We start from the raw sequence: 21053 nt of genomic DNA on the forward strand, positions 1-21053 counted from the left end.
GGAGCGATCCGGGGAGGGATCCGGGGAGGGAACCGCCTTGCACCTCACGCGGCGTGAGGACGCACCGTGGAGCGCGTACCGAGAAGGGAGCGGACGAAGTGAGCTACTCCGTCGGACAGGTCGCCGGATTCGCCGGTGTCACGGTGCGCACGCTGCACCACTACGACGACATCGGCCTGCTCGTCCCCGGCGGGCGCAGCCACGCGGGACACCGGCGCTACGACGAGACCGACCTCGACCGGCTGCAGCAGATCCTGTTCTACCGCGAGCTCGGCTTCCCGCTCGAGGAGGTCGCGGCCCTGCTCGACGACCCGGCGGCCGACCCGCGCGCGCACCTGCGCCGCCAGCACGAACTGCTGACCGCCCGGATCGAGAAGCTGCAGAAGATGGCCGAGGCCGTGGAACACGCCATGGAGGCGAAGAAGATGGGCATCAACCTCACGCCCGAGGAGCGGTTCGAGGTCTTCGGCGACAAGGACCCGGAACAGTACGCGGAGGAGGCGGAGCAGCGCTGGGGCGGCACCGACGCCTACGCCGAGTCGCAGCGCCGGGCCGCGGGTTACACCAAGGAGGACTGGAAACGCGTCCGCGCCGAGGTCGACGACTGGAGCGAGCGCTACGCGGCGCTGATGGACGCGGGGGAGGGGCCCGCCGGCGAGGCGGCCATGGACATGGCCGAGGAACACCGGCGGCACATCACCGCCTGGTACTACGACTGCCCCTACGAGATGCACGTGTGCCTGGGCGAGATGTACGTCGCCGACGAGCGCTTCAAGGCGTACTACGACTCGATGCGCCCGGGGCTCGCCGCGCACCTCCGGGAGGCGATCACGGCGAACGCGGCACGGCACACGGCGGCGTAGGACCGGCCGGGGAGGCCGCCGGTCCTGGTCAGGGACGGCCGCCGGTCCCGGCGGGGAGGCCCGTCGGTCCCGGCCCGGGGTCACTCCCGGGCCAGGACCACCGCCGTCCCGTAGGCGCACACCTCGGTGCCCACGTCGGCCGCCTCCGTCACGTCGAAGCGGAACGCCAGCACGCCGTTGGCGCCCCGCGCGCGTGCCTGCTCGACGAGCCGTTCCATGGCCTGGTTGCGGGTTTCCACGAGGGTCTTCGTCAACCCCTTGAGCTCGCCGCCGATCATCGACTTCAGGCCCGCGCCGATCTGGCTGCCCAGGTGCCGGGAGCGCACCGTCAGCCCGAAGACCTCGCCGATGACCTGCTGCACCCGGAAGCCGGGCACGTCGTTCGTGGTGACGACCAGTACGTCCGGCTCGGGCCCCTGCCCGCCGCCGTAATCATCGATGCCCATGTTCACAGGTTTGACCAAGGAGGGGCACAGTGCATCCTGGGGGAGCCCCTGGGAACCTGGTCCCGCGGCGCCGCGTTGATAGCTTTGGGCGGCCAGGTCGCCCACCGACCGCCTTCACCCCTCAGGAGCCCGGAACCCGTGACTACCCTCGCCCTCGGCCCCGAGTGGATTACTCCGGACTACCTGATCTCGACGTTCGGCCTGGTCGGCATCCTGGTCATCGTCTTCGCCGAGTCGGGCCTGTTCGCCTTCCTGCCAGGTGACTCCCTGCTGTTCACCGCCGGTCTGCTGGTCGCCGACGGCAAGTGGATCCACCAGCCGCTGTGGCTGGTGTGCACCCTGATCGTGGTCGCGGCGGTCCTCGGCGACCAGGTGGGCTATCTGATCGGCAAGTTCTTCGGACCGAAGCTGTTCAGCCGGCCCGACTCCAAGCTCTTCAAGCAGGAGAACCTGGACAAGGCCCACGAGTTCATCGAGCGGTACGGCCCCAAGGCGATCGTCCTGGCCCGCTTCGTCCCCATCGTGCGCACCTTCGCGCCGATCATCGCCGGCGCCGGCCGTATGAAGTACCGCACGTTCATCACGTACAACGTGATCGGCGGCATCCTGTGGGGCACGGGCGTCACGGTCGCGGGTTACTTCCTCGGCCAGATCGACCTCATCAAGGAGAACGTCGAGGCGATCCTGGTCCTGATCGTCCTCATCTCGGTCGTCCCGGTGGTCATCGAGGTCCTCAAGGCGCGCAAGGAAGCCCGCAACGCCCCGGCCGCGCAGGAGCCCGCCCGGCAGCAGGCGCAGCAGCAGCCGTACGGCGCGCCCCCGGCCATGGACGACGCGACGACGCAACTGCGCCGCATCGAGCAGCACCAGCCGTACGGCGACCCGGGCCACCGTGAGCACCAGGGCCACCCCGGCCACCGGAACGGGCAGGATCCCCAGGGCGGCCAGGGCCGGACGTACGAGAACGAGTACTACGGCGGGCAGTACCCGCAGCAGCAGCCCTACCCCCAGCAGCAGTACCCCCAGGAGTGGCAGCAGCAGCCCCCGCAGCAACAGCAGCCGTACGGCGGCGCCCGGCACAACGGCCAGTACCCCCACGACCAGGGGTACTAGAGCGCGGGCGCGGGGGCGTCAGAACCCCCGCGTCCTCTTGGCGGCCCGCCGCTTGTCGGCGGAGCCCACCCGCAGGAACAGCCGCGAGATCTCGGATCCGAGGTTCACCCCGATGGCGATGGCCATGGCCAGTGCCGCGGCCTTGGTGATCGACACCAGCCCGGCGTCCACCTCGTTCTGCGCGATCGACAACAACCCGAAGTACGTGGCCGATCCGGGCAGCAGCGGCCCGATCGCTGCGGTCGTGTAGGGCAGCGCGGACGCGAACCGGTAGCGCGACAGCAACTGCCCGAACAGCCCCACCACCCCGGCCGCGACGGCCGTGGAGGCCACCGGCGAGATGTCGCCGGCGTAGTGCATCGCGCCGTACACCGACCAGGCCACCCCGCCGTTCAGCGTCACGGCCAGCACGGTGGACCGTTCCTGCTGGAGCAGCACCGCGAACGTCAGGGACAGCAGCATGGACGCGCCGATCTGCCACAGCGGCCGCTTGGAGACGCCCAGCGAGACATCCGGGTTGAGATGCGCGCCGAGCTGCACCCCGACGTAGAGCATCACCAGCACGCCGGCCACGATGCCCACGAAGAAGTACATGACCTCCAACAGGCGTGCCGCCGCGGTGATGTAGAAACCCGTCAGGCCGTCCTGGACGCCCGCCACCAGCGCGCGCCCGGGCAGCAGCGCGAACAGCCCGCCGGTGATGACCGCGGAGGCCTTCACGTCGACGTCCGCCAGCGTCAGCGCGATGCCTATGGCGGCGGGCGGCATCGCCGCCACCAGGAACTGGTAGAACTCCGGCAGCCCGCGCCCCGCGCACAGCCACGCCAGCCGGTCGCCGAGCATCGCGCCGAGCACGGCCGCCACGAACACGACCGCGTCACCGCCGACGAGCACCGAGGCCGCGCCCGCGAGCAGTCCGCTCGCGGACGTCAGCACCCAGGTCGGGTAGGGGTGCCGGTTGCGGCGGATCTCCGCGAGACGCCGGTAGGCGTCCTCCAGCGAGAGATGGGAGTCGGCGTCGCTCAGGTCGTCCACGAGCTGGAAGACGGCCGCCAGACGCGTGTAGTCGGTGCCCCGGCGGCGCACCGTCCGCGACGCCGTCACCGGGTCCTCCACCAGGGACGGCTGGTAGGAGATGGCCAACAGGGTGAACGTGACGTTGGGCTCGCAGCGGTCCAGCCCGTAGGAGCGGCAGACCGCGAACATCGCGGCCTCCACGTCCTCGGCGCCCTCCCCGCCCGCCAGCAGCAGTTCGCCGATGCGCAGGGTCAGGTCGAGCACGCGCGGGACGGCCGGACCGCCCTCCTCCGTCTTCGGCCCGGGCTCCGGCGCCGGCCGCTCGGTGACCGGCATGCGCAGCATCGTGCGCATCCGGTCCTGCCAGGGCAGGTCCTTGATCAGGCTCACCATCGGGACGCCGGAGGGCGGGGTGAAGGCGGCCGGCGCCTCCCTGGCGCTGTAGGTGCTCGGCACGCTGAACGCCGATCCCTCGCCCTCCCCGGCGGCCGGCTGGCTCACGTCCAGCCCCCGCGGAACGGCGAACTCCGACGTGGTCTCGGCCTCCCCGCCGGTTCTGGGGACGGTCAGCCCCACCGGCATGGCGAACTCGGACGTGATCTCGGGATCGAAGGCGCTCCTCGCCTCGTCCGACTGCGGTTTGCGGTTCTCCGCCTCCGACACTCAGCAACGCTCCCTGAACGACACCTTCCGTAGGCCTCAGTATGCGCACAGACGCCCGAGAGGGCCGCACGCGCATGCGTGCGGCCCTCTCGACGACATCAGGCGACCGGGGCCTCAGTGACCGCCCTGGTCCTTGAAACGCTTGTAGGACCGCTCGATCTCGGCCTCGGCGTCGGTGCGGCCGACCCAGTCGGCGCCCTCGACGGACTTGCCGGGCTCCAGGTCCTTGTAGACCTCGAAGAAGTGCTGGATCTCCAGGCGGTCGAACTCCGACACGTGGTGGATGTCGCGCAGGTGCTCCACGCGCGGGTCCGTCGACGGGACGCACAGCAGCTTGTCGTCGCCGCCGGCCTCGTCCGTCATCCGGAACATGCCGATCGCGCGGCAGCGGATCAGACAGCCCGGGAACGTGGGCTCGTCCAGGATGACCAGCGCGTCCAGCGGGTCACCGTCCTCGCCGAGGGTGTTCTCGACGAAGCCGTAGTCGGTCGGGTAGGCGGTCGAGGTGAAGAGTCGACGGTCCAGGCGGATCCGACCGGTCTCGTGGTCCACCTCGTACTTGTTCCGCGAACCCTTCGGAATCTCGATCGTGACGTCGAACTCCACCGGTGGCTCCTCCATGATCAACACATAGTTCTGGTGGTTAAGTGTCCCTCACGCAGGTGTGTGATCGCGAAAGGGGCTGGTGTTCGTGCCAGAGCTGAGGCCTTGGCGGGCCGCGAGACCGCACGTGGTGCGGGTCACGGACGCCGTACGACCGCGTCTGGCACGGGCCGCAGGGATCGTACGGCCTCGTCTCGCGCGCGTGGCGGCGACCGCGCGACCGCGGGTCGCACGGGTCGCGAAGCCGCAGCTCGCGCGGCTCACCGCGACCGGTCCGAACGCCCGTTCCTGGCAGTACGGCGCGGGTGCGGCGACCGTCGGACTGGCGCTGGCCGCCGGCGTGGTGACCGTCGCCGGCCCCTGGGACTCCACCGGTCAGCGTACGGCCGAGCGGGACCGCGCGACCGCCCTCGAACGGACGGGTGGCGGAGATCACGGGCGTACGGCGGATTCGTCCCGTACGTCCGACACCGCGGCCGGAGCGCCCCGCCCCGCCCCCAGTGCCGCCTCCGTCCTGGTCGGCCTCGGCGGCGGCGCCGATGTCGTCGTCAAGTCGGCCCCGAACGCCCTGCCGACGGGCGCCGGCGTCGCGAGCGTCCTGACCCCCCTCCTGGCCGACCCGGTCCTCGGCGCCCGGCACGCCGCCGGGGTCGTCGACGTCGCCACCGGCCGGCGCCTGTACGGCGCGGGCGCGGGGACGGGCCTGACGCCGGCCTCCACCACGAAGATCGCCACCGCGGTCGCCGCGCTCTCCGCGATGGGCGGCGAGCACCGCCTCACCACCCGCACGGTGCTCGAACCCGACACCAAAGAGCTCGTCCTCGTCGGCGGCGGCGACCCCACCCTCACGGCCCGCGACGACGACGGCGCGGGCTGGGCCGGCCTGCGTACCCTCGCCGCGTCCACCGCCGCCGCCCTGAAGAAGCGCGGCCTCACCCACGTGACGCTGTCGTACGACACGACCCTGTACGCGGGCAGCGAAGTTCACCCCATCGGGCCCAACGGCAACCTCGCGCGCGTCACCGCCCTGTCCGCCGACGAGGGCCGCCCCGACGACTCCACCAGCGGTCCGGTCACACGCGTGCCCGACCCCGCGGCCGACGCGACCCGCACGTTCGCCGCGTTCCTGAAGGCCGACGGCATCACCACCACGCCCCCCGGACCCTCCAAGGCCACCACGCGCGCGAAGAGCCTCGCCTCGGTCTCCTCACCGCCGCTGTCGGTCCTGGTCGAGCGGATGCTGACCAACAGCGACAACGACATCGCCGAGGCCCTCGCCCGCCACACCGCCCTCGCGACCGGCGTCCGCGCCGACTTCGCGGGCGGCGGCGCCGCGGTCCGGGCCCGGTTGAAGAAGCTCGGGCTGCCGACGGCCGGCGTCCGCATCATGGACGGCAGCGGACTCGACCGCCAGGACCGGATCACGGCGAACCTGTTGACCGCCCTCCTGGTGAAGGCCGCCGACCCGGCCCGTCCCGACCTGCGCCCCGTCCTCACCGGCCTGCCCGTCGCCGGCTTCACCGGCACCCTCGCCGACCGGTACGCGGACGGCGCGGCCGGCGTCGTCCGCGCCAAGACCGGCACCCTGACCGGCGTCAACGCCCTCGCCGGCACGGTCGTCGACCAGGACGGACGGCTCCTCGCCTTCGCCTTCCTGGCCGCCGGCACCACCGACCCGGGAGCGGCGCAGGCGGCGCTGGACAGGGCTGCCACGGCGCTCGCGGGCTGCGGCTGCCGCTGACGGCGGCCGGGGCCCACTACCCCTGAAACACCCCCCGCGCCGACCCTGACATCTCCCTGACCGGCCTCCCGCGGCCTGCCCCCGGCGGCGGCGCTCACGTACGGTTGACGCATGACGAGCATCGGTGGTGCTGCATCTGCGGGGATGGTCGACTGGAATCTGGCGGTGGCGACCGCGACCCGGCTCGTGCGGCCGGGCCCGGAAGTCAGCCGCGACGAGGCACGGGCCGTCGTCGCGGAACTGCGCCGGCACGCCAAGGCCTCGGAGGCGCACGTCCGGGGCTTCACCCGGATGGCCACCGAGGAGATCCACGACACTCCCATCCTCGTCGTCGACCGCCCCGGCTGGGTGCGGGCCAACGTCGCGGGCTTCCGGGAGATCCTCAAACCCCTCCTGGACAAGATGCAGGAACGACGCGGCAACAGCCCCGGCGGCGCGGTCCTCGGAGCCGTCGGCGGCAAGGTCACCGGCGTCGAACTCGGCATGCTGCTCTCGTTCCTGTCCTCCCGCGTCCTCGGCCAGTACGAGACCTTCGCCCCGGCCACCCGTGAACTCCCCGCCGGCGCGGGCGGCGGCGGCCGTCTCCTGCTCGTCGCGCCGAACATCGTCCACGTCGAACGCGAACTCGACGTCGACCCCCACGACTTCCGCCTCTGGGTGTGCCTCCACGAGGAGACGCACCGCACCCAGTTCTCCGCCGTGCCCTGGCTGCGCGACCATCTCGAGGGCGAGATCCAGTCGTTCCTGGGCGAGACCGACGTCGACCCGTCGACGTTCCTCGAGCGCGTCCGGGAAGCCGCCCAGTCCCTCGCCGGCGGCCGCCCCGAGGGCGAGGAGGACGACGGGGGCCGCTCCCTGGTCGAACTCGTGCAGACGCCCGCCCAGCGCGAGATCCTCGCCCGCCTCACCGCCGTGATGTCCCTCCTCGAGGGCCACGCCGACTTCGTCATGGACGGCGTCGGCCCCGAAGTCGTCTCGACCGTCGCCGAGATCCGGGAGAAGTTCCAGCAGCGCCGCGCCAAGGGCGCCTCCCGGCTCGACATCGCCCTGCGCAGGCTCCTCGGCCTCGACGCCAAGCTCAAGCAGTACCGGGACGGCGAACGCTTCGTGCGTGCCGTCGTCGACCAGGTCGGCATGGACGGCTTCAACCGCGTATGGACCTCCCCGAACACACTTCCGACCAAGGCCGAGATCGGCAAACCGGCGGACTGGGTGGCGAGGGTGCACCGCAAGGCCGAGTCGTGAACCCGCGAAAACGTAGATGACCGTATCCGGCCGACGGCAGGCGAACGCCCCTTCAATCACCCGTCCGAGGGACCGTCGGCCCCGGGCAGGCGTGCAATGCTCGGGGAACGCCCCGGTTCTGTCACCATCTACACACTCTGAGTGACCGAACCCGGGCTCAGCCCCCGAAAACTTCATGAAGGGAACCGGACAATGGGTCCCCATCCTGCGGTCGCGGCGATACGCCTGGCGGTCCGCCGCGTACTCCACGACGTCCTCAACGACCACCCCGCCCCCGAAGCGAGCCCGCACGAACCGCCCCCGTCGCCGCTCGTGCTCGTGGCGTGCTCAGGCGGCGCCGACTCCATGGCCCTCGCCTCCGCCCTCGCCTTCGAAGCCCCCCGGCTCGGCATCCGGGCCGGCGGCGTCACCGTCGACCACGGCCTGCAGCCCGGCTCCGACCTGCGCGCCGCGGAAGTCACCCTGCGCCTGCGCGAACTCGGCCTCGACCCCGTCGAGTCCACCGCCGTGACCGTCGGCCGCGAAGGCGGCCCCGAGGCAGCCGCCCGCGACGCCCGCTACAGCGCCCTCGACGCGGCCGCCGAGCGTCAGGGAGCCGCCGCGGTCCTGCTCGGCCACACCCGCGACGACCAGGCCGAGACGGTCCTGCTCGGCCTCGCCCGTGGCTCCGGCATCCGCTCCCTGTCCGGCATGGCCGCCGTCTCCGGCGGGCCGGGGGCCGCCCGCCGCTACCGCCGCCCCTTCCTCCAGCTCGACCGGCAGACCGCCCGCAAGGCCTGCATGGTCCAGTCCCTGCCCGTCTGGGACGACCCGCACAACGCCGACCCGGCCTACACCCGCTCCCGGCTCCGCCACGAGGGCCTGCCCGCGCTGGAGAAGGCCCTCGGCAAGGGCGTCGTCGAAGCGCTCGCCCGGACCGCCCAGCTCTCCCGCGACGACGCCGACGCGCTCGACGCGTGGGCCGGCCAAGCCGAGTCCTCCGTACGGGACGCGGCCGGTCTGCTGGAGTGCGCCAAGCTCTACGCCCTGCCGCCCGCCGTGCGCCGCCGGATCCTGCGCCGTGCCGCGATCGAGGCGGGCGCCCCGGCCGGTTCCCTCTTCGCCCGGCACATCGAAGAGGTCGACCGGTTGATCACCGGATGGCGCGGCCAGGGGGTCATCAATCTCCCCGGCAAAGTCGTCGCCCAGCGCCAGGGTGGCAGACTGGTGATTCGGCAAGGCTGATCCGAACCCTCCGCCAGGACCGCGTACGTGGTCGTCGTGGGCGGTCCCGGCGGCCGGTGGGACAACCGAAAGTGATGCGGGTGGACGCGAAAGACATGGGCACCGACCTCAAAGAGGTGCTCATCACCAAGGAAGAGATCGACGCGAAGCTGGCCGAACTGGCCGCGAAGATCGACGCGGAGTACGCGGGCAAGGACCTGCTCATCGTCGGTGTCCTCAAGGGCGCGGTGATGGTCATGGCCGACCTCGCCCGAGCCCTGTCCACCCCCGTCACCATGGACTGGATGGCCGTGTCGTCCTACGGGGCGGGCACCCAGTCCTCCGGTGTGGTGCGGATCCTCAAGGACCTCGACACCGACATCAAGGGCAAGCACGTCCTCATCGTCGAGGACATCATCGACTCCGGCCTGACCCTGTCCTGGCTGCTCTCCAACCTCGGCTCGCGCGAGCCCGCCTCCCTCAAGGTGTGCACGCTGCTGCGCAAGCCCGAGGCCGCCAAGGTGGCCATCGACGTCGAGTGGGTCGGCTTCGACATCCCGAACGAGTTCGTCGTCGGCTACGGCCTCGACTACGCCGAGAAGTACCGGAACCTCCCGTTCGTCGGTACGCTCGCGCCCCACGTCTACGGCGGCTGAACCCGAAAAGCCCAAGCCCCGTACGAAGATCGGGAACCCCGGCGGGCCTCACGCCGTTGGAGCATGCAGACGGGTGCGCCAGCCGTCCCGTGCGGCTTCGCGCGACGAAGCTGGGGTACCGTCAGAAGAACTGTCTTATCAAACTCACTATGGCAGGAGGGACGGGGCGACACCGCTCCGTATGGATGGACGTGAAGCGATACTTCCGTGGGCCGGTCATGTGGATCGTGCTGGCCGTCCTTGCCGTGGTCGTGTTGATGCAGGTCGTCGGCTCGTCCGGCGGCTACAAGACGGTGGACACCGGCCAGGTCATTGCAGCGATCAACGACAACAAGGTCGAGTCGGCCAAACTCACCACCGGTGACGAGCAGACCATCAAGGCCACGCTCAAAGACGGCGTGAAGATCAAGGGCAGCTCGAAGATCCAGGCGAGCTACATCGGCGATCAGGGCGTGACGATCGCCAACACGCTGCAGACCAAGTACCAGGACAAGCAGATCCCCGACGGCTACACCGTCTCGCCGACGAAGCAGAACGCCTTCGTCGGGATCCTGCTGTCCCTGCTCCCCTTCGTCCTCATCGTGGTCGTCTTCCTGTTCCTGATGAACCAGATGCAGGGCGGCGGCTCCCGGGTCATGAACTTCGGGAAGTCCAAGGCCAAGCTCATCACCAAGGACACCCCGAAGACGACGTTCGCCGACGTCGCCGGCTCGGACGAGGCCGTCGAGGAACTCCACGAGATCAAGGAGTTCCTCCAGGAACCGGCCAAGTTCCAGGCCGTCGGCGCCAAGATCCCCAAGGGCGTGCTCCTGTACGGCCCGCCCGGCACCGGCAAGACGCTCCTCGCGCGCGCCGTCGCCGGCGAGGCGGGCGTCCCCTTCTACTCGATCTCCGGTTCCGACTTCGTCGAGATGTTCGTCGGCGTCGGCGCCTCCCGGGTCCGCGATCTCTTCGAGCAGGCCAAGGCGAACGCCCCGGCGATCGTCTTCGTCGACGAGATCGACGCGGTCGGCCGCCACCGCGGCGCCGGCCTCGGCGGCGGACACGACGAGCGCGAACAGACCCTGAACCAGCTCCTCGTCGAGATGGACGGCTTCGACGTGAAGGGCGGCGTCATCCTCATCGCCGCCACGAACCGCCCCGACATCCTCGACCCGGCGCTGCTGCGCCCCGGCCGTTTCGACCGCCAGATCGCGGTCGACCGACCGGACATGCAGGGCCGTCTGGAGATCCTCAAGGTCCACCAGAAGGGCAAGCCGGTCGCGCCCGACGTCGACCTGTCCGCCGTCGCCCGCCGCACCCCCGGCTTCACCGGTGCCGATCTCTCCAACGTGCTGAACGAGGCCGCGCTGCTGACGGCCCGCTCGGACAAGAAGCTGATCGACAACCACATGCTGGACGAGGCGATCGACCGTGTGGTCGCGGGCCCGCAGAAGCGGACCCGGATCATGTCGGACAAGGAGAAGAAGATCACCGCGTACCACGAGGGCGGTCACGCCCTGGTCGCGGCGGCTTCTCCGAACTCCGACCCGGTGCACAAGATCACGATTCTCTCGCGAGGCCGTGCCCTGGGCTACACGATGGTTCTGCCGGAGGAGGACAAGTACTCCACCACGCGCAACGAGATGCTGGACCAGCTGGCCTACATGCTGGGCGGCCGCGCGGCCGAGGAGCTCGTCTTCCACGACCCGACCACGGGCGCGGCGAACGACATCGAGAAGGCCACCACCACGGCCCGCGCGATGGTCACCCAGTACGGCATGACCGAGCGTCTGGGAGCGATCAAGTTCGGCGGCGACAACACCGAGCCTTTCCTCGGCCGTGAGATGGCTCACCAACGCGACTACTCGGAAGAGGTCGCTGCGCTGGTGGACGAGGAAGTCAAGAAGCTCATCGAGAACGCGCACAACGAGGCCTGGGAGATCCTGGTCGAGAACCGCGACGTCCTCGACAACCTGGTGCTGCAGCTGCTGGAGAAGGAGACGCTGGGCAAGGAGGAGATCGCCGAGGTCTTCTCGTCCATCGTCAAGCGCCCGGCGCGGCCCGCCTGGACCGGTTCCTCGCGCCGCACGCCGTCCACCCGTCCGCCGGTGCTCTCCCCCAAGGAGCTCGCACTGACGAACGGCGCCAACGGCGCCACCCCGGCGATCTCGACCGCGAAGTCCACCGCGGTCGACGCCGGCCCGGTGGCCGAGCCCAGCCCGGAGGAGCGCCCCGAGAGCTGACGTGCTCCCGGCGGCCTCACCAGGCCCGGAATGGATGCCGCGCCCCCCAGGTTCTAGCCTGGGGGGCGCGGCATTTCTCCTGAACGACGCTCGATGCCGCAGATGAGGCGCGTGACCCGTACGCGCGACCCGCACAGGAACGAGGCACCAGATGACCGACCCCGTGACGCTGGACGGCGAGGGCTCGATCGGCGAGTTCGACGAGAAGCGCGCCGAGAACGCCGTACGGGAGCTCCTGATCGCGGTCGGCGAGGACCCGGACCGCGAGGGCCTCCAGGAGACGCCGGCGCGGGTGGCGCGGGCGTACCGGGAGTTGCTGGCGGGTCTCCAGCAGACGCCCGAGGAAGTGCTCACGACGACGTTCGACCTCGGCCACGACGAGATGGTGCTCGTCAAGGACATCGAGATCGTCTCGCTCTGTGAACATCACATGCTGCCGTTCCACGGTGTCGCGCATGTGGGGTACATCCCGGCGGAGTCCGGCAAGATCACGGGCCTGTCGAAGCTGGCGCGGCTGGTCGAGGTGTTCGCACGCCGCCTTCAGGTCCAGGAGCGTCTGACCACGCAGGTGGCGGACTCGCTCATGCGGATCCTCGAGGCCCGTGGCGTGATCGTCGTCATCGAGGCCGAGCACATGTGCATGTCCGTGCGCGGGATCCGCAAGCCGGGCGCCAAGACCACCACGTCCGCGGTGCGGGGGCAGCTCAGGGACGCGACGACCCGCGCGGAGGCGATGAGCCTGATACTGGCGCGCTGACGCCACTCCCGTCGACACCCCGTCTTCGTCGGCCCCGCCGCGCTCCCGCGCGGCGGGGTCACGCCGCCGAGGCCGCGCCGTTCTCGTGGTCGTCGTCCTCCGGGAGCTTGCAGACGCGTTCCAGGAAGATGGCCGCCGCTATGACGGCGATGCCCGCCAGGACCGAGAAGCCGGCGTAGATGGCCTGGTCGCGGCGGGCGGGGATGTCCAGGGACTCCAGGAGGAAGACGCCCGTGCCTCCGTACATGCCGGAGACGAGCGCGGCCACGAGGGCGCTGGCCTGGCCGAAGACGACCGCGCGGGCCGCCATCAGCGGGTCGACGCCCTTCGCCTCGGGGCGGCGCTCGCGCTGGGCCTTGAGGCGCGAGCGCAGCGAGATCGCCGTGGCGAGCAGGATCACCGCGATCACGGCGAGCACGATGGGCGCGGCCAGCGGGACGCTGGGCAGGGTTCCGACCGAGTTCCAGAGGCGGGCGCCCGCCCAGGACAGGACGCCGGCCACGACGAACACGCCTGCCAGCACCCTGATGTGCAGCTCTCTCACGGTGTCCCTTCAGCTCCCCCGCAGTGGTCCTGCGACCTTCCTGTTGACCTTAACGACTACTCGGGCAGGTGGAGTTCCAGGTCCTTGCGGGCGGCGACGCCTTCGCGGGTGACCGCGTCGAGCAGGTCGGCGACCCTGCCGAGGCCGGGGAGTTGGGCCTCGGGCTCCACGTCGTGCCAGGGGGCGAGCACGAACGCCCGCTCGTGGGCGCGGGGGTGAGGGAGGGTGAGGTGCGGGTCGTCGTCCACGACGTCGGCGTAGGCGACGATGTCGACGTCCAGCGTGCGTGCGCCCCAGCGTTCGTCCCGGACCCGGTGGAAGGCTTCCTCGACGGCGTGCGCCCGCTCCAGGAGGGAGGACGGCGGCAGGGTCGTCTTCAGCAGGACCACCGCGTTGAAGTACGCCGGCTGGCTGCCGGGCTCGACGCCCCAGGGCGCCGTCTCGTACACGGGGGAGACGGCCTTGACGCGGACGCCCGGGGTGTCCTCGAGGGCGTCGATGGCGCCCTGCAGCGTCTCCAGGCGGTTGCCCAGGTTGGAGCCGAGGGAGAGCACGGCGCGTTTCGGGTTGTGCAGGGTGGTGTCGGCGGCGTCGACCCTCTCGACGACGGAGGCGGGCACCGGCTGGACGGTCGGGTCGCTCTGACCCCCGGTGAAGAACGCGGTCATACTCGGCTCCGGGTGATGGTGACGGTCACGTCGTCGAAGGGGACGGTGATCGGGGCGTCCGGTTTGTGGACGCAGACCTCGACCTCCTGGACCACCTCGTGCTTCAGACAGACCTGGGCGATGCGTTCGGCGAGCGTCTCGACGAGGTCGACGGGCTCGCCCTCGACGACGGCCACGGCCTCCTCCGCCACGATGCCGTAGTGCACGGTCTTCGCCAGGTCGTCGTCGGCCGCGGCCGGTCGGGTGTCCAGGCCCAGGACGAGGTCCACGAGGAAGGTCTGGCCCTCCTCGCGTTCCTTGGGGAACACGCCGTGGTACCCGCGGGCCTTCAGGCCGCGCAGCGCGACACGATCCACGCGAATCACTCCTGCAGTCGTCGGTTCCGGCCGGTGCGTGCCGTGTGCGGGCGGCACCCCGGCCTCGCTCGAATCTACCCGCGAGCACTGACAGACCCGGTCTCCGGCCACGGTGGGCCGGGCGGGAGCCCGAGATTTCACCGGCCGTTCCCCTCGGGGAACCCGGTGGCTCACGGGTTGGTAGCCGCCCCTACCCACGGGTTCGTGATCCCAACCACTTCTTCGCCCGGGTGGGCCGTCCGGGCCTCGCCGCTCGTCTCCCGGGGGCTCTCCGCACCGCTCAGGAGGGGGTGTCCTCCTCCTCGTCGTCCTCGTTCTCGTCGTTCTCCGCCAGGACCGGGGAGGCGTGGTGCGACCAGAGCTTCCAGCCGTTCGGCGTCCGGCGGAACACGTTGGTGGCGACCACGAGCTGGCCGACGAGCGGTCCGAGCTCCTCGCCGGCCTCCGGCGCGGGACCGCCGCTGAGGATGTTCTCGGTGCAGTTCACCAGTGCGGTGTCGCCGGTGACCGAGACGTGCACGTCGGTGAGGAAGAACTGGATGTAGTCGGTGTTCGCCATGATCAGCGCGTACGAGCGCAGGACCTCGCCGCGGCCGGTGAGCACGGGCCAGCCGGGGTGTACGCACGAGACCACGCCGGCGTCCGCCGGGTCGTGGTAGGTCTCGTCCACGCCCAGGTCGGACGGGGCCAGCCAGAAGGAGGAGACCCCCTCGAAGTCCCCCTGCTCCAGTGCCTCGTAGAAGGCGGTGTTGGCGGCTTCGACCTGCTCGACGTCCGTGTGCGGGGCGCTCACCGGGCTCCTTCCGCGCGGGTCGGGCGGTGTGGGCCGGCCAGGCCGGCGGGGTCGGGTACGCCGGGTCCGCCGGATGCGTCCGTCGCCGCCCGCGCCGGGTCGGGTGCGCTCGCGCCCGGCGTGCGTCTTTCCTCGCGCGCCCCTTCCACGGCGCGCGCGACCTGCACCGCGTCGGCCGTCGCGCGGACCTCGTGCACGCGGACGGCCCAGGCGCCGGCCTGTGCCGCGAGGGCGGACACGGCGGCGGTGGCGGCGTCGCGTTCCCGCGCGGGGGGCGGGGCGCCTTCCGGCCCGGCCAGGACACGGCCGAGGAACCGCTTGCGGGAGGCGGCGACGAGCAGCGGGTGTCCGAGGCCGTGCAGCCGGTCGAGGTGGGCGAGCAGGGTGAGGTCGTGGTCGGCCTCCTTGGAGAAGCCGAGTCCGGGGTCGACGACGACGCGGTCGGGGGAGACGCCGCCGGCGAGGACGGCGTCCACGCGCGCGTGGAGCTCGTCGACCACTTCGGCGACGACGTCGGCGTAGACGCCCCGGACGTTGCAGCCCTCGAGGAAACCGCGCCAGTGCATGACCACGAAGGGGGCGCCGGCGTCCGCCACGGCCGGAATCATCGCCGGATCGGCGAGGCCGCCGCTGACGTCGTTGACGAGGGCGGCGCCGGCCTCGAGGGCCCGGGCGGCGACGGAGGCGCGCATGGTGTCGACGGAGACGACGACGCCTTCGGAGGCGAGTCCGCGGACGACGGGGACGACCCGGCGGAGCTCCTCGGCCTCGTCGACGCGGGTGGCGCCCGGCCGGGTGGACTCGCCGCCGACGTCGACGAGGTCCGCGCCTTCGGCGACGAGATGGAGGCCGTGCTTGACGGCGGCGGTGGTGTCGAACCACCGGCCGCCGTCGGAGAAGGAGTCGGGGGTCACGTTGACGACTCCCATGACCGCGCAGCGGTCCCATTGGGGAAGTCCGACGACGTGCCCGCGTCCGCTCTGCTTGCTCATATGTTCAGCGTAGGCCCAGGAGGGAGCCGCGCCGCGGCGCGGCTCCCGGGCAGGGCCGCCGGGAAGGCGGTGGCTGCGCGGACCCGTGCGACCTATGCCGCGCGTACGTCTCTCTCCGCCACGGCGTGCGCACACGCGCGGGGCGCGCGGGAGCGGCGGCGCAGGAAGCGCGGCAGGGGGAGGGCGAGGCTGACGAAGCCCTCGGCCTGCATTGCGGCGAAGCCGATGCGGGGCAGGTCGGCGGAGGCCCGGTAGACGACGAAGCGGGGTTCCCAGCGAGGCTGGAACTTGGCGTTGAACTTGTACAGCGATTCGATCTGGAACCAGCGCGAGAGGAAGACCAGCAGCCCGCGCCAGGCGCGCAGCACGGGACCGGCGCCGATCTTCTCTCCCCGGGCCAGGGCGGAGCGGAACATCGCGAAGTTCAGCGACACGCGCGTGATGCCGAACTTCGGCGCGGCCTGGAGAGCGGCGACGATCAGCAGTTCGTTCATGCCCGGGTCGGCCGAGCGGTCGCGTCGCATCAGGTCGAGGGAGGCCCCGTCCGGACCCCAGGGCACGAAGTGCAGGATCGCCTTCAGGTCGCCGTACTCGCCGGGGACCTCGTCGGCCTTGTGAGCGGTGGCGATGAGGCAGTCCCCGTCGGAGGCGTCGCCGACGCGGCCCAGGGCCATGGAGAAGCCGCGCTCGGTGTCGGTGCCGCGCCAGTCCTCCGCGGCCCGCCGGATGCGCTCCAGCTCGGCCTCGCCCAGGTCACGTACGCGCCGCACCCGGGTCTCGTAACCGGCGCGTTCGATGCGCTTGACCATTTGGCGCACGTTGCGCATCGCGCGGCCGGCGAGGGAGAAATCCGCCACGTCCACCACCGCCTCGTCGCCCAGCTCCAGGGCGTCCAGACCGGTCTCGCGGGTCCACACCTCGCCGCCGGTCTCCGAGCAGCCCATGACGGCGGGCGTCCAGGAGTGGGCCTTGGCCTCGTCCATGAAGCGTTCGATGGCGCCGGGCCAGGCTTCGACATCGCCGATGGGGTCGCCGCTGGCGAGCATCACGCCGGAGACCACGCGGTAGGTGACGGCCGCCTTGCCGCTGGGGGAGAAGACGACGGCCTTGTCGCGGCGCAGCGCGAAGTGGCCGAGGGAGTCACGCCGGCCGTGCTTGTCCAGCAGGACGCGCAGCCGGCTCTCGTCCTCCTCGGTGAGACGCGCGGCCGGGTGCTCGGGGCGGAAGGCGAGGTAGATCGTGGTGACGGCGGTGATCCAGCCGAGGGCGCCGAGGGAGAAGGCGACCGTCCAGGAGGTGTTGCCCTGGTAGTCGACCGGGCCCTCGAAGCCGAAGAGGCCGTACAGGACGTGCGTGATGCGATCGGCCAGGCTCGGGTCGCCGATCAGGCGCCCCGGGTGGACGCTGACGATGACCAGGCCCAGACCCAGGGAGCCGGCGCCCATGAGGACGAAGTTGGCGAGCGCACGCCAGCGGCTGCGCGGGTCGGGCAGCGCCTTGAACTGGTCGCGGTGCACCAGCAGCGGGACGAGGAGGGCGACCGAGATGAGCGCGCCCACGATGGAGTGCCGGTACACGAACTGCGAGATCGCGCCCGCCGGGAGCAGGACCACGGCGGCTCGCCAGGCGCGCCGCTTGCCGCGCCTGAGGCCGTGGGCGAGCAGCAGCAGCAGGACGCCGGCGCTGAGTGACAGCGCGGCCGCGAAGGGCCCGAACGAACCGGGCAGCACCTCGGCGAAGCTGTGCATACGGCTGTGCCGGAACCGCGGGAAGACGCCGCCGGCGACGTCCAGCAGGCCCACGAGGGCACAGGCCCGGGCGACGAGGGACGGCACGGCCTCGGGGCGCGGACCTCGCACTATCCGCCGCACCCGGCTGCTACGGGGCGGAACCCCACCCGACATTTCCCCATCTTCGGTGACAGACATCGCATCCCGTAGTTCCGCGAGAGACTTTGGACCCGGTGCCGATTCGGGCATCCGGCGACATTGCGCCCTCTAGGACGGTGTCTTGGGGAGAGAGGTTCACTCGTCTCGCCAAAGCCGTTGAAAAGACCAGGGAAAGTTCGGGACAAGCCCTCGCGAAGGAGTCGGGGGAGCGGGCGTGATCCCGGATGGAGAGCAGGCAGGAAACACCGCATGGGTCTCACGAGCAACAAAGTGCTTCTGCTGTCAGTGCTGTTCGCCGTATTGCTGTTCATCGGAACGGTGTGGCTGTGGCCGCGTCTGGCCAAGCGCAACTGGCGGGCCGTCGGCGGGCGCGTCGGGCTGCTGCTCGCCACGCAATTGGCGCTCTTCGTGTCCATAGGGCTGTCCGCCAACCAGGCGTTCGGCTTCTACGCCAGTTGGGCGGACCTGTTCGGTCAGGAGACGGACCAGGGCGTGGTCGTCGACCACGCGAAGGGCGGCGCGCCGGCGGGTCCGCTGCGGGTGGTCGACACCCGGCGGGTGGACGGCGGCGGCAGCGGGATGCCGCGCTTCGGCGGGCAGATCCAGAAGATCGCCGTCATCGGGCGTACGACGGACATCGCCACGCCCGCGTACGTGTACCTGCCGCCGGAGTACTTCGATCCGCAGAACCGCACCCGGACCTTCCCCGCGGCCGTGGTCCTCACGGGCTACCCGGGCACGGCGGAGGCGCTGGTGAACAAGCTGCACTACCCGAGCACCGCGCGGACGCTCGCGAAGAACGGGCGCATGCAGCCGATGATCCTGGTGATGATGCGGCCGACGGTCGCGCCGCCGCGGGACACCGAGTGCGTCGACATCCCGCACGGCCCGCAGACCGAGTCGTTCTTCGCCAAGGACCTGCCGGAGGCCGTGACGGCCCACTACCGGGTGAACAAGAAGCCCGGCGGCTGGGGCATCATCGGCGACTCCACGGGCGGCTACTGCGCCCTGAAGCTGGCGATGCACCACCCGGAGGTCTACGGGGCGGGCGCGGGCCTGTCGGCCTACTACAAGGCGCCGAGCGACCCGACCACCGGCGACCTCTTCCACGGGAACAAGAAGCTCCGCAATGAAGCCGATTTGCACTGGTTTCTGAAGAATCGTTCCGCTCCGGCCACCTCGCTGCTCGTCACCAGCAGCAAGGCCGGTGAGTCCAACTACAAGCCGACGCTGAAGTTCATAGAGCTGGCGAAGTCCACCCACAGGACCAGGATCTCGTCGATCATCCTGGAAAGCGGCGGGCACAACTTCAACACCTGGCGCCGGGAGATCCCGCCGACCCTGGAGTGGGTCAGCGAACGGCTCACCGCGCGGTGAGCGGGTGGAACGGGGGGAACGGGGGGAACGAGGTGGGGCGGCGGCCAGGCGCGTGACCGGTGTGCGGCGGTGTGCGCCCGTGGGGCGCAGGGGGCGTCCGTGAGGGTGCGGGAGGCCGGTGAGGTGACGGGGAAGTGCGGGACCGGAAATGATCTTGTCGTTTGTCGAATTCGGTGACAGCCGGGTTTCCTGATGTCCTGTGAAGGCTTCGGTATGGCTGAGTTTTTGTGGGGCGGGGCGCCAACATTCGCCTACGCGCGGTAAGTTTCTGGCCATGCCACGTGGACGTCACCGTCATTCCCCGCCTCTGCACAGGCTGCTGCCCCCCTCGGTGATCGCAGGCGTCTCCCTTGTCTGCGCTCTCGGCCCCTGGGTGTTCACGCAGCAGACGACTCTCCGCGGCCTGGCGGCGGCGGCCGCGGTCACGGCGATCGTCGGCGCGGTCGTCATGCGCCGTTGGGACATGCAGGCCGGCAAGCACGTCGCCGACCTCACGCGCGCGCGTGCCAGTGACGAGTGGCGTTATGAGGAACGGGTCGCCGAACTGGAGAGCGACCTCGACGAGTCGCGTGAGCTGCGGGTCAAGCTGGAGCAGCGGCTGCGGGCCAAGCGCGCCGAGCTCGCCGGCCTGCGCAACGAGCACGCGGCGCTGCTGCGCCGCTACGCCACCGCCGAGACCGAGCGGGCGAGCGCCCTGGAGGGCCGCCGTCTGCTCGAGATAGAGGCGGTGCCCGCGCTGCCCGGCCCGCCCGCGAGCGAGCCCACCGCGGATTCCGCCGTCGAGGTACGGGACGCCGTCGAGGGTCCGGACGCCGCCGAAGGCGCGGAGTCGGCCGAGGCGGCGGAGTCGGTGGAGTCGGCTGTGGCCGAGTCGGGTGAGCCCCGCGCGGACGTTCCGCAGTTCTCGGCGGTCTTCTCACCCGAGGGTTCGAAGCTGTTCCTGCGGGCGCAGGCCGCTCTGGCACGGCTGGACACCGACGGCGTCGAGTCCGCGAAGGACCAGGACCTCGCCGCGGCCCCCTCCGGGGAGGAGCCCGCCCGGGCGGCCTCCGCGGAGGCCGGAGCCGCCGACGGCCACGCGGACGGCGCCCGGGAGGACGAGGCGCAGGGGAAGCCCGAGGCGGTCGACGAGCACGCGCGCGCGACCGCCCCCCACCCGGCAGCCGACGACGAGACCCCGCCCGGCGTCGAGGCCTCGCGGGACGACAGGACCTCACAGGGCGTCGAAGCCTCGCACGACGCGGTGCCGGAGACCGAGGGGCCGCAGGAGGACACGGCCCCGGAGATCGCCACGGAGAACGAGCACCCCGGCGCCCTGGCCGACGCGCCGGAAGCCGTCAGGTCCCGTGGGGAGTCGGACGCCGCGCGGACCGCGCCGCAGCCCGAGCCGCCCCTGGACCCGGAGCCCGGTGCCGCCCCGGCGCCCACCGCCACCACCGCCACCACCCCCGCCGCCGTCGAGGCTGCGGCGGGTGCGGCCGGCGCGCTCCTGCCGCGTCCCGCCGCTCCCGTGCGGCCGCCCTCCGGTCACTTCGCCGTGCCGACCGCCGTGGCCGTCGTACCGACCGCGCAGCCCGTGCGACGCCCGACGGCGGAAGGCGGGTTCGACTTCTTCGGCACCAAGAGCGAGTCGACGCCGGACGCCCTCGAAGCCGTCCAGAACGAGGACCTGGCGGACGTCGTCGGCCAGGAGGCCCTCGCGCTGCACAAGGCCGAGTCCGAGGCGGAGTTCAAGCCGGCGGGCGAGGCGTCGCGCGGAGTCGGCCAGGTGATCGACCTGACCGCCCACGACGAGACGGAACAGATCGACCTCCAGCAGCTGCGCAGCGCGGTCTCCTGACGACGCTGACGCCGCCGCTGTCCGGCCGCCGCGCCGCCGCTCAGCCCCGGGCGGGGGCGGCG

The 21053-nt window shown here is 71.4% G+C and carries 19 protein-coding genes; 10 read left to right on the forward strand and 9 right to left on the reverse strand.

The features are described from left to right. Window positions 1-98: 98 nt before the first annotated feature. Window positions 99-863 carry a MerR family transcriptional regulator gene (locus tag QF032_RS22300; RefSeq protein WP_307057221.1) on the forward strand — a complete coding sequence of 255 codons (765 nt, stop codon included), beginning with the start codon at window positions 99-101 and terminating at the stop codon, window positions 861-863. Window positions 864-943: 80 nt separating this feature from the next. Here the strand turns inward: QF032_RS22300 and QF032_RS22305 are convergent, their stop codons facing one another. Next, window positions 944-1309 (reverse strand): YbjQ family protein, encoded by a 366-nt coding sequence (locus QF032_RS22305; protein WP_107448815.1) that lies wholly within the window; start codon window positions 1307-1309, stop codon window positions 944-946. Between the two features lie 138 nt (window positions 1310-1447). On the opposite strand from QF032_RS22305, the gene QF032_RS22310 reads away from it, so the two are divergent. Then, a complete protein-coding gene (locus QF032_RS22310) occupies window positions 1448-2422 on the forward strand; it encodes a DedA family protein (protein ID WP_307057223.1) in 975 nt (324 codons plus the stop codon). Between the two features lie 18 nt (window positions 2423-2440). Here the strand turns inward: QF032_RS22310 and QF032_RS22315 are convergent, their stop codons facing one another. Together QF032_RS22315 and QF032_RS22320 are read right to left on the reverse strand one after the other, a co-directional pair. After that, window positions 2441-4102, reverse strand: a complete 1662-nt coding sequence (locus tag QF032_RS22315; RefSeq protein WP_307045090.1) for a threonine/serine exporter family protein — start codon at window positions 4100-4102, stop codon at window positions 2441-2443. A 114-nt stretch (window positions 4103-4216) separates the two neighbouring features. Then, window positions 4217-4708: an inorganic diphosphatase gene (locus QF032_RS22320; RefSeq protein ID WP_007452023.1), complete on the reverse strand. Its 492-nt coding sequence runs from the start codon at window positions 4706-4708 to the stop codon at window positions 4217-4219. A gap of 124 nt (window positions 4709-4832) precedes the next feature. Here QF032_RS22320 and dacB point away from each other — a divergent pair, with 124 nt between their 5' ends. The 6 genes from dacB (at window position 4833) to folE (ending at window position 12532) form a co-directional block, all read left to right on the forward strand. Further along, window positions 4833-6446, forward strand: a complete 1614-nt coding sequence (gene dacB / locus QF032_RS22325; RefSeq protein ID WP_373430486.1) for a D-alanyl-D-alanine carboxypeptidase/D-alanyl-D-alanine endopeptidase — start codon at window positions 4833-4835, stop codon at window positions 6444-6446. A gap of 111 nt (window positions 6447-6557) precedes the next feature. Further along, window positions 6558-7691, forward strand: coding sequence for a zinc-dependent metalloprotease (locus QF032_RS22330; RefSeq protein WP_307045093.1), 1134 nt, complete (start codon window positions 6558-6560; stop codon window positions 7689-7691). A gap of 192 nt (window positions 7692-7883) precedes the next feature. After that, window positions 7884-8915, forward strand: coding sequence for a tRNA lysidine(34) synthetase TilS (tilS, locus tag QF032_RS22335; protein WP_307045094.1), 1032 nt, complete (start codon window positions 7884-7886; stop codon window positions 8913-8915). 74 nt (window positions 8916-8989) lie between these two features. Beyond that, the gene (gene hpt / locus QF032_RS22340; protein WP_057577731.1) at window positions 8990-9550 is read left to right on the forward strand and encodes a hypoxanthine phosphoribosyltransferase; all 561 of its coding nucleotides are present in this window, start codon (window positions 8990-8992) and stop codon (window positions 9548-9550) included. Window positions 9551-9735: 185 nt separating this feature from the next. Further along, the gene (gene ftsH, locus QF032_RS22345) at window positions 9736-11775 is read left to right on the forward strand and encodes an ATP-dependent zinc metalloprotease FtsH (protein ID WP_307045096.1); all 2040 of its coding nucleotides are present in this window, start codon (window positions 9736-9738) and stop codon (window positions 11773-11775) included. A 151-nt stretch (window positions 11776-11926) separates the two neighbouring features. Then, window positions 11927-12532 carry a GTP cyclohydrolase I FolE gene (folE, locus tag QF032_RS22350; protein WP_307045098.1) on the forward strand — a complete coding sequence of 202 codons (606 nt, stop codon included), beginning with the start codon at window positions 11927-11929 and terminating at the stop codon, window positions 12530-12532. Window positions 12533-12590: 58 nt separating this feature from the next. Here the strand turns inward: folE and QF032_RS22355 are convergent, their stop codons facing one another. The 6 genes from QF032_RS22355 to QF032_RS22380 form a co-directional block, all read right to left on the reverse strand. Then, window positions 12591-13076 carry a DUF3180 domain-containing protein gene (locus QF032_RS22355; protein ID WP_306949996.1) on the reverse strand — a complete coding sequence of 162 codons (486 nt, stop codon included), beginning with the start codon at window positions 13074-13076 and terminating at the stop codon, window positions 12591-12593. 56 nt (window positions 13077-13132) lie between these two features. Further along, complete coding sequence (folK, locus tag QF032_RS22360) at window positions 13133-13744, reverse strand: 2-amino-4-hydroxy-6-hydroxymethyldihydropteridine diphosphokinase (protein ID WP_306949994.1); 612 nt, start codon at window positions 13742-13744, stop codon at window positions 13133-13135. Next, window positions 13741-14100 (reverse strand): dihydroneopterin aldolase, encoded by a 360-nt coding sequence (gene folB, locus QF032_RS22365; RefSeq protein WP_306949992.1) that lies wholly within the window; start codon window positions 14098-14100, stop codon window positions 13741-13743. The genes folK and folB overlap by 4 nt, the downstream gene beginning before the upstream one ends. A gap of 280 nt (window positions 14101-14380) precedes the next feature. Beyond that, the gene (locus QF032_RS22370) at window positions 14381-14893 is read right to left on the reverse strand and encodes a nuclear transport factor 2 family protein (protein ID WP_307057227.1); all 513 of its coding nucleotides are present in this window, start codon (window positions 14891-14893) and stop codon (window positions 14381-14383) included. Continuing rightward, window positions 14890-15885, reverse strand: a complete 996-nt coding sequence (gene folP / locus QF032_RS22375) for a dihydropteroate synthase (protein WP_307057229.1) — start codon at window positions 15883-15885, stop codon at window positions 14890-14892. Before folP ends, QF032_RS22370 begins: the two co-directional genes overlap by 4 nt. A 92-nt stretch (window positions 15886-15977) precedes the next feature. Continuing rightward, window positions 15978-17789 carry a phosphatidylglycerol lysyltransferase domain-containing protein gene (locus tag QF032_RS22380; RefSeq protein ID WP_307045104.1) on the reverse strand — a complete coding sequence of 604 codons (1812 nt, stop codon included), beginning with the start codon at window positions 17787-17789 and terminating at the stop codon, window positions 15978-15980. Between the two features lie 234 nt (window positions 17790-18023). On the opposite strand from QF032_RS22380, the gene QF032_RS22385 reads away from it, so the two are divergent. Both QF032_RS22385 and QF032_RS22390 read left to right on the forward strand, forming a co-directional pair. After that, window positions 18024-19151, forward strand: coding sequence for an alpha/beta hydrolase (locus QF032_RS22385; protein WP_307045106.1), 1128 nt, complete (start codon window positions 18024-18026; stop codon window positions 19149-19151). A 274-nt stretch (window positions 19152-19425) separates the two neighbouring features. After that, window positions 19426-20991 (forward strand): hypothetical protein, encoded by a 1566-nt coding sequence (locus tag QF032_RS22390; protein WP_307057231.1) that lies wholly within the window; start codon window positions 19426-19428, stop codon window positions 20989-20991. The last annotated feature ends 62 nt before the right edge of the window (window positions 20992-21053 follow it).

Origin of the sequence: Streptomyces achromogenes, from assembly GCF_030816715.1 — a bacterium.
GTDB classification, from domain to species: Bacteria; Actinomycetota; Actinomycetes; order Streptomycetales; family Streptomycetaceae; genus Streptomyces; species Streptomyces achromogenes_A.

Bases quoted from the DNA above. Each gene is read 5' to 3' on its own strand.
- folP (WP_307057229.1), bottom strand. From the start codon at position 15,885: ATGAGCAAGCAGAGCGGACGCGGGCACGTCGTCGGACTTCCCCAATGG.
- QF032_RS22390 (WP_307057231.1), top strand. From the start codon at position 19,426: ATGCCACGTGGACGTCACCGTCATTCCCCGCCTCTGCACAGGCTGCTG.
- QF032_RS22380 (WP_307045104.1), bottom strand. From the start codon at position 17,789: ATGTCGGGTGGGGTTCCGCCCCGTAGCAGCCGGGTGCGGCGGATAGTG.
- ftsH (WP_307045096.1), top strand. From the start codon at position 9,736: ATGGACGTGAAGCGATACTTCCGTGGGCCGGTCATGTGGATCGTGCTG.
- hpt (WP_057577731.1), top strand. From the start codon at position 8,990: ATGCGGGTGGACGCGAAAGACATGGGCACCGACCTCAAAGAGGTGCTC.
- tilS (WP_307045094.1), top strand. From the start codon at position 7,884: ATGGGTCCCCATCCTGCGGTCGCGGCGATACGCCTGGCGGTCCGCCGC.
- folK (WP_306949994.1), bottom strand. From the start codon at position 13,744: ATGACCGCGTTCTTCACCGGGGGTCAGAGCGACCCGACCGTCCAGCCG.
- folE (WP_307045098.1), top strand. From the start codon at position 11,927: ATGACCGACCCCGTGACGCTGGACGGCGAGGGCTCGATCGGCGAGTTC.
- QF032_RS22385 (WP_307045106.1), top strand. From the start codon at position 18,024: ATGGGTCTCACGAGCAACAAAGTGCTTCTGCTGTCAGTGCTGTTCGCC.
- QF032_RS22305 (WP_107448815.1), bottom strand. From the start codon at position 1,309: ATGGGCATCGATGATTACGGCGGCGGGCAGGGGCCCGAGCCGGACGTA.
- QF032_RS22330 (WP_307045093.1), top strand. From the start codon at position 6,558: ATGACGAGCATCGGTGGTGCTGCATCTGCGGGGATGGTCGACTGGAAT.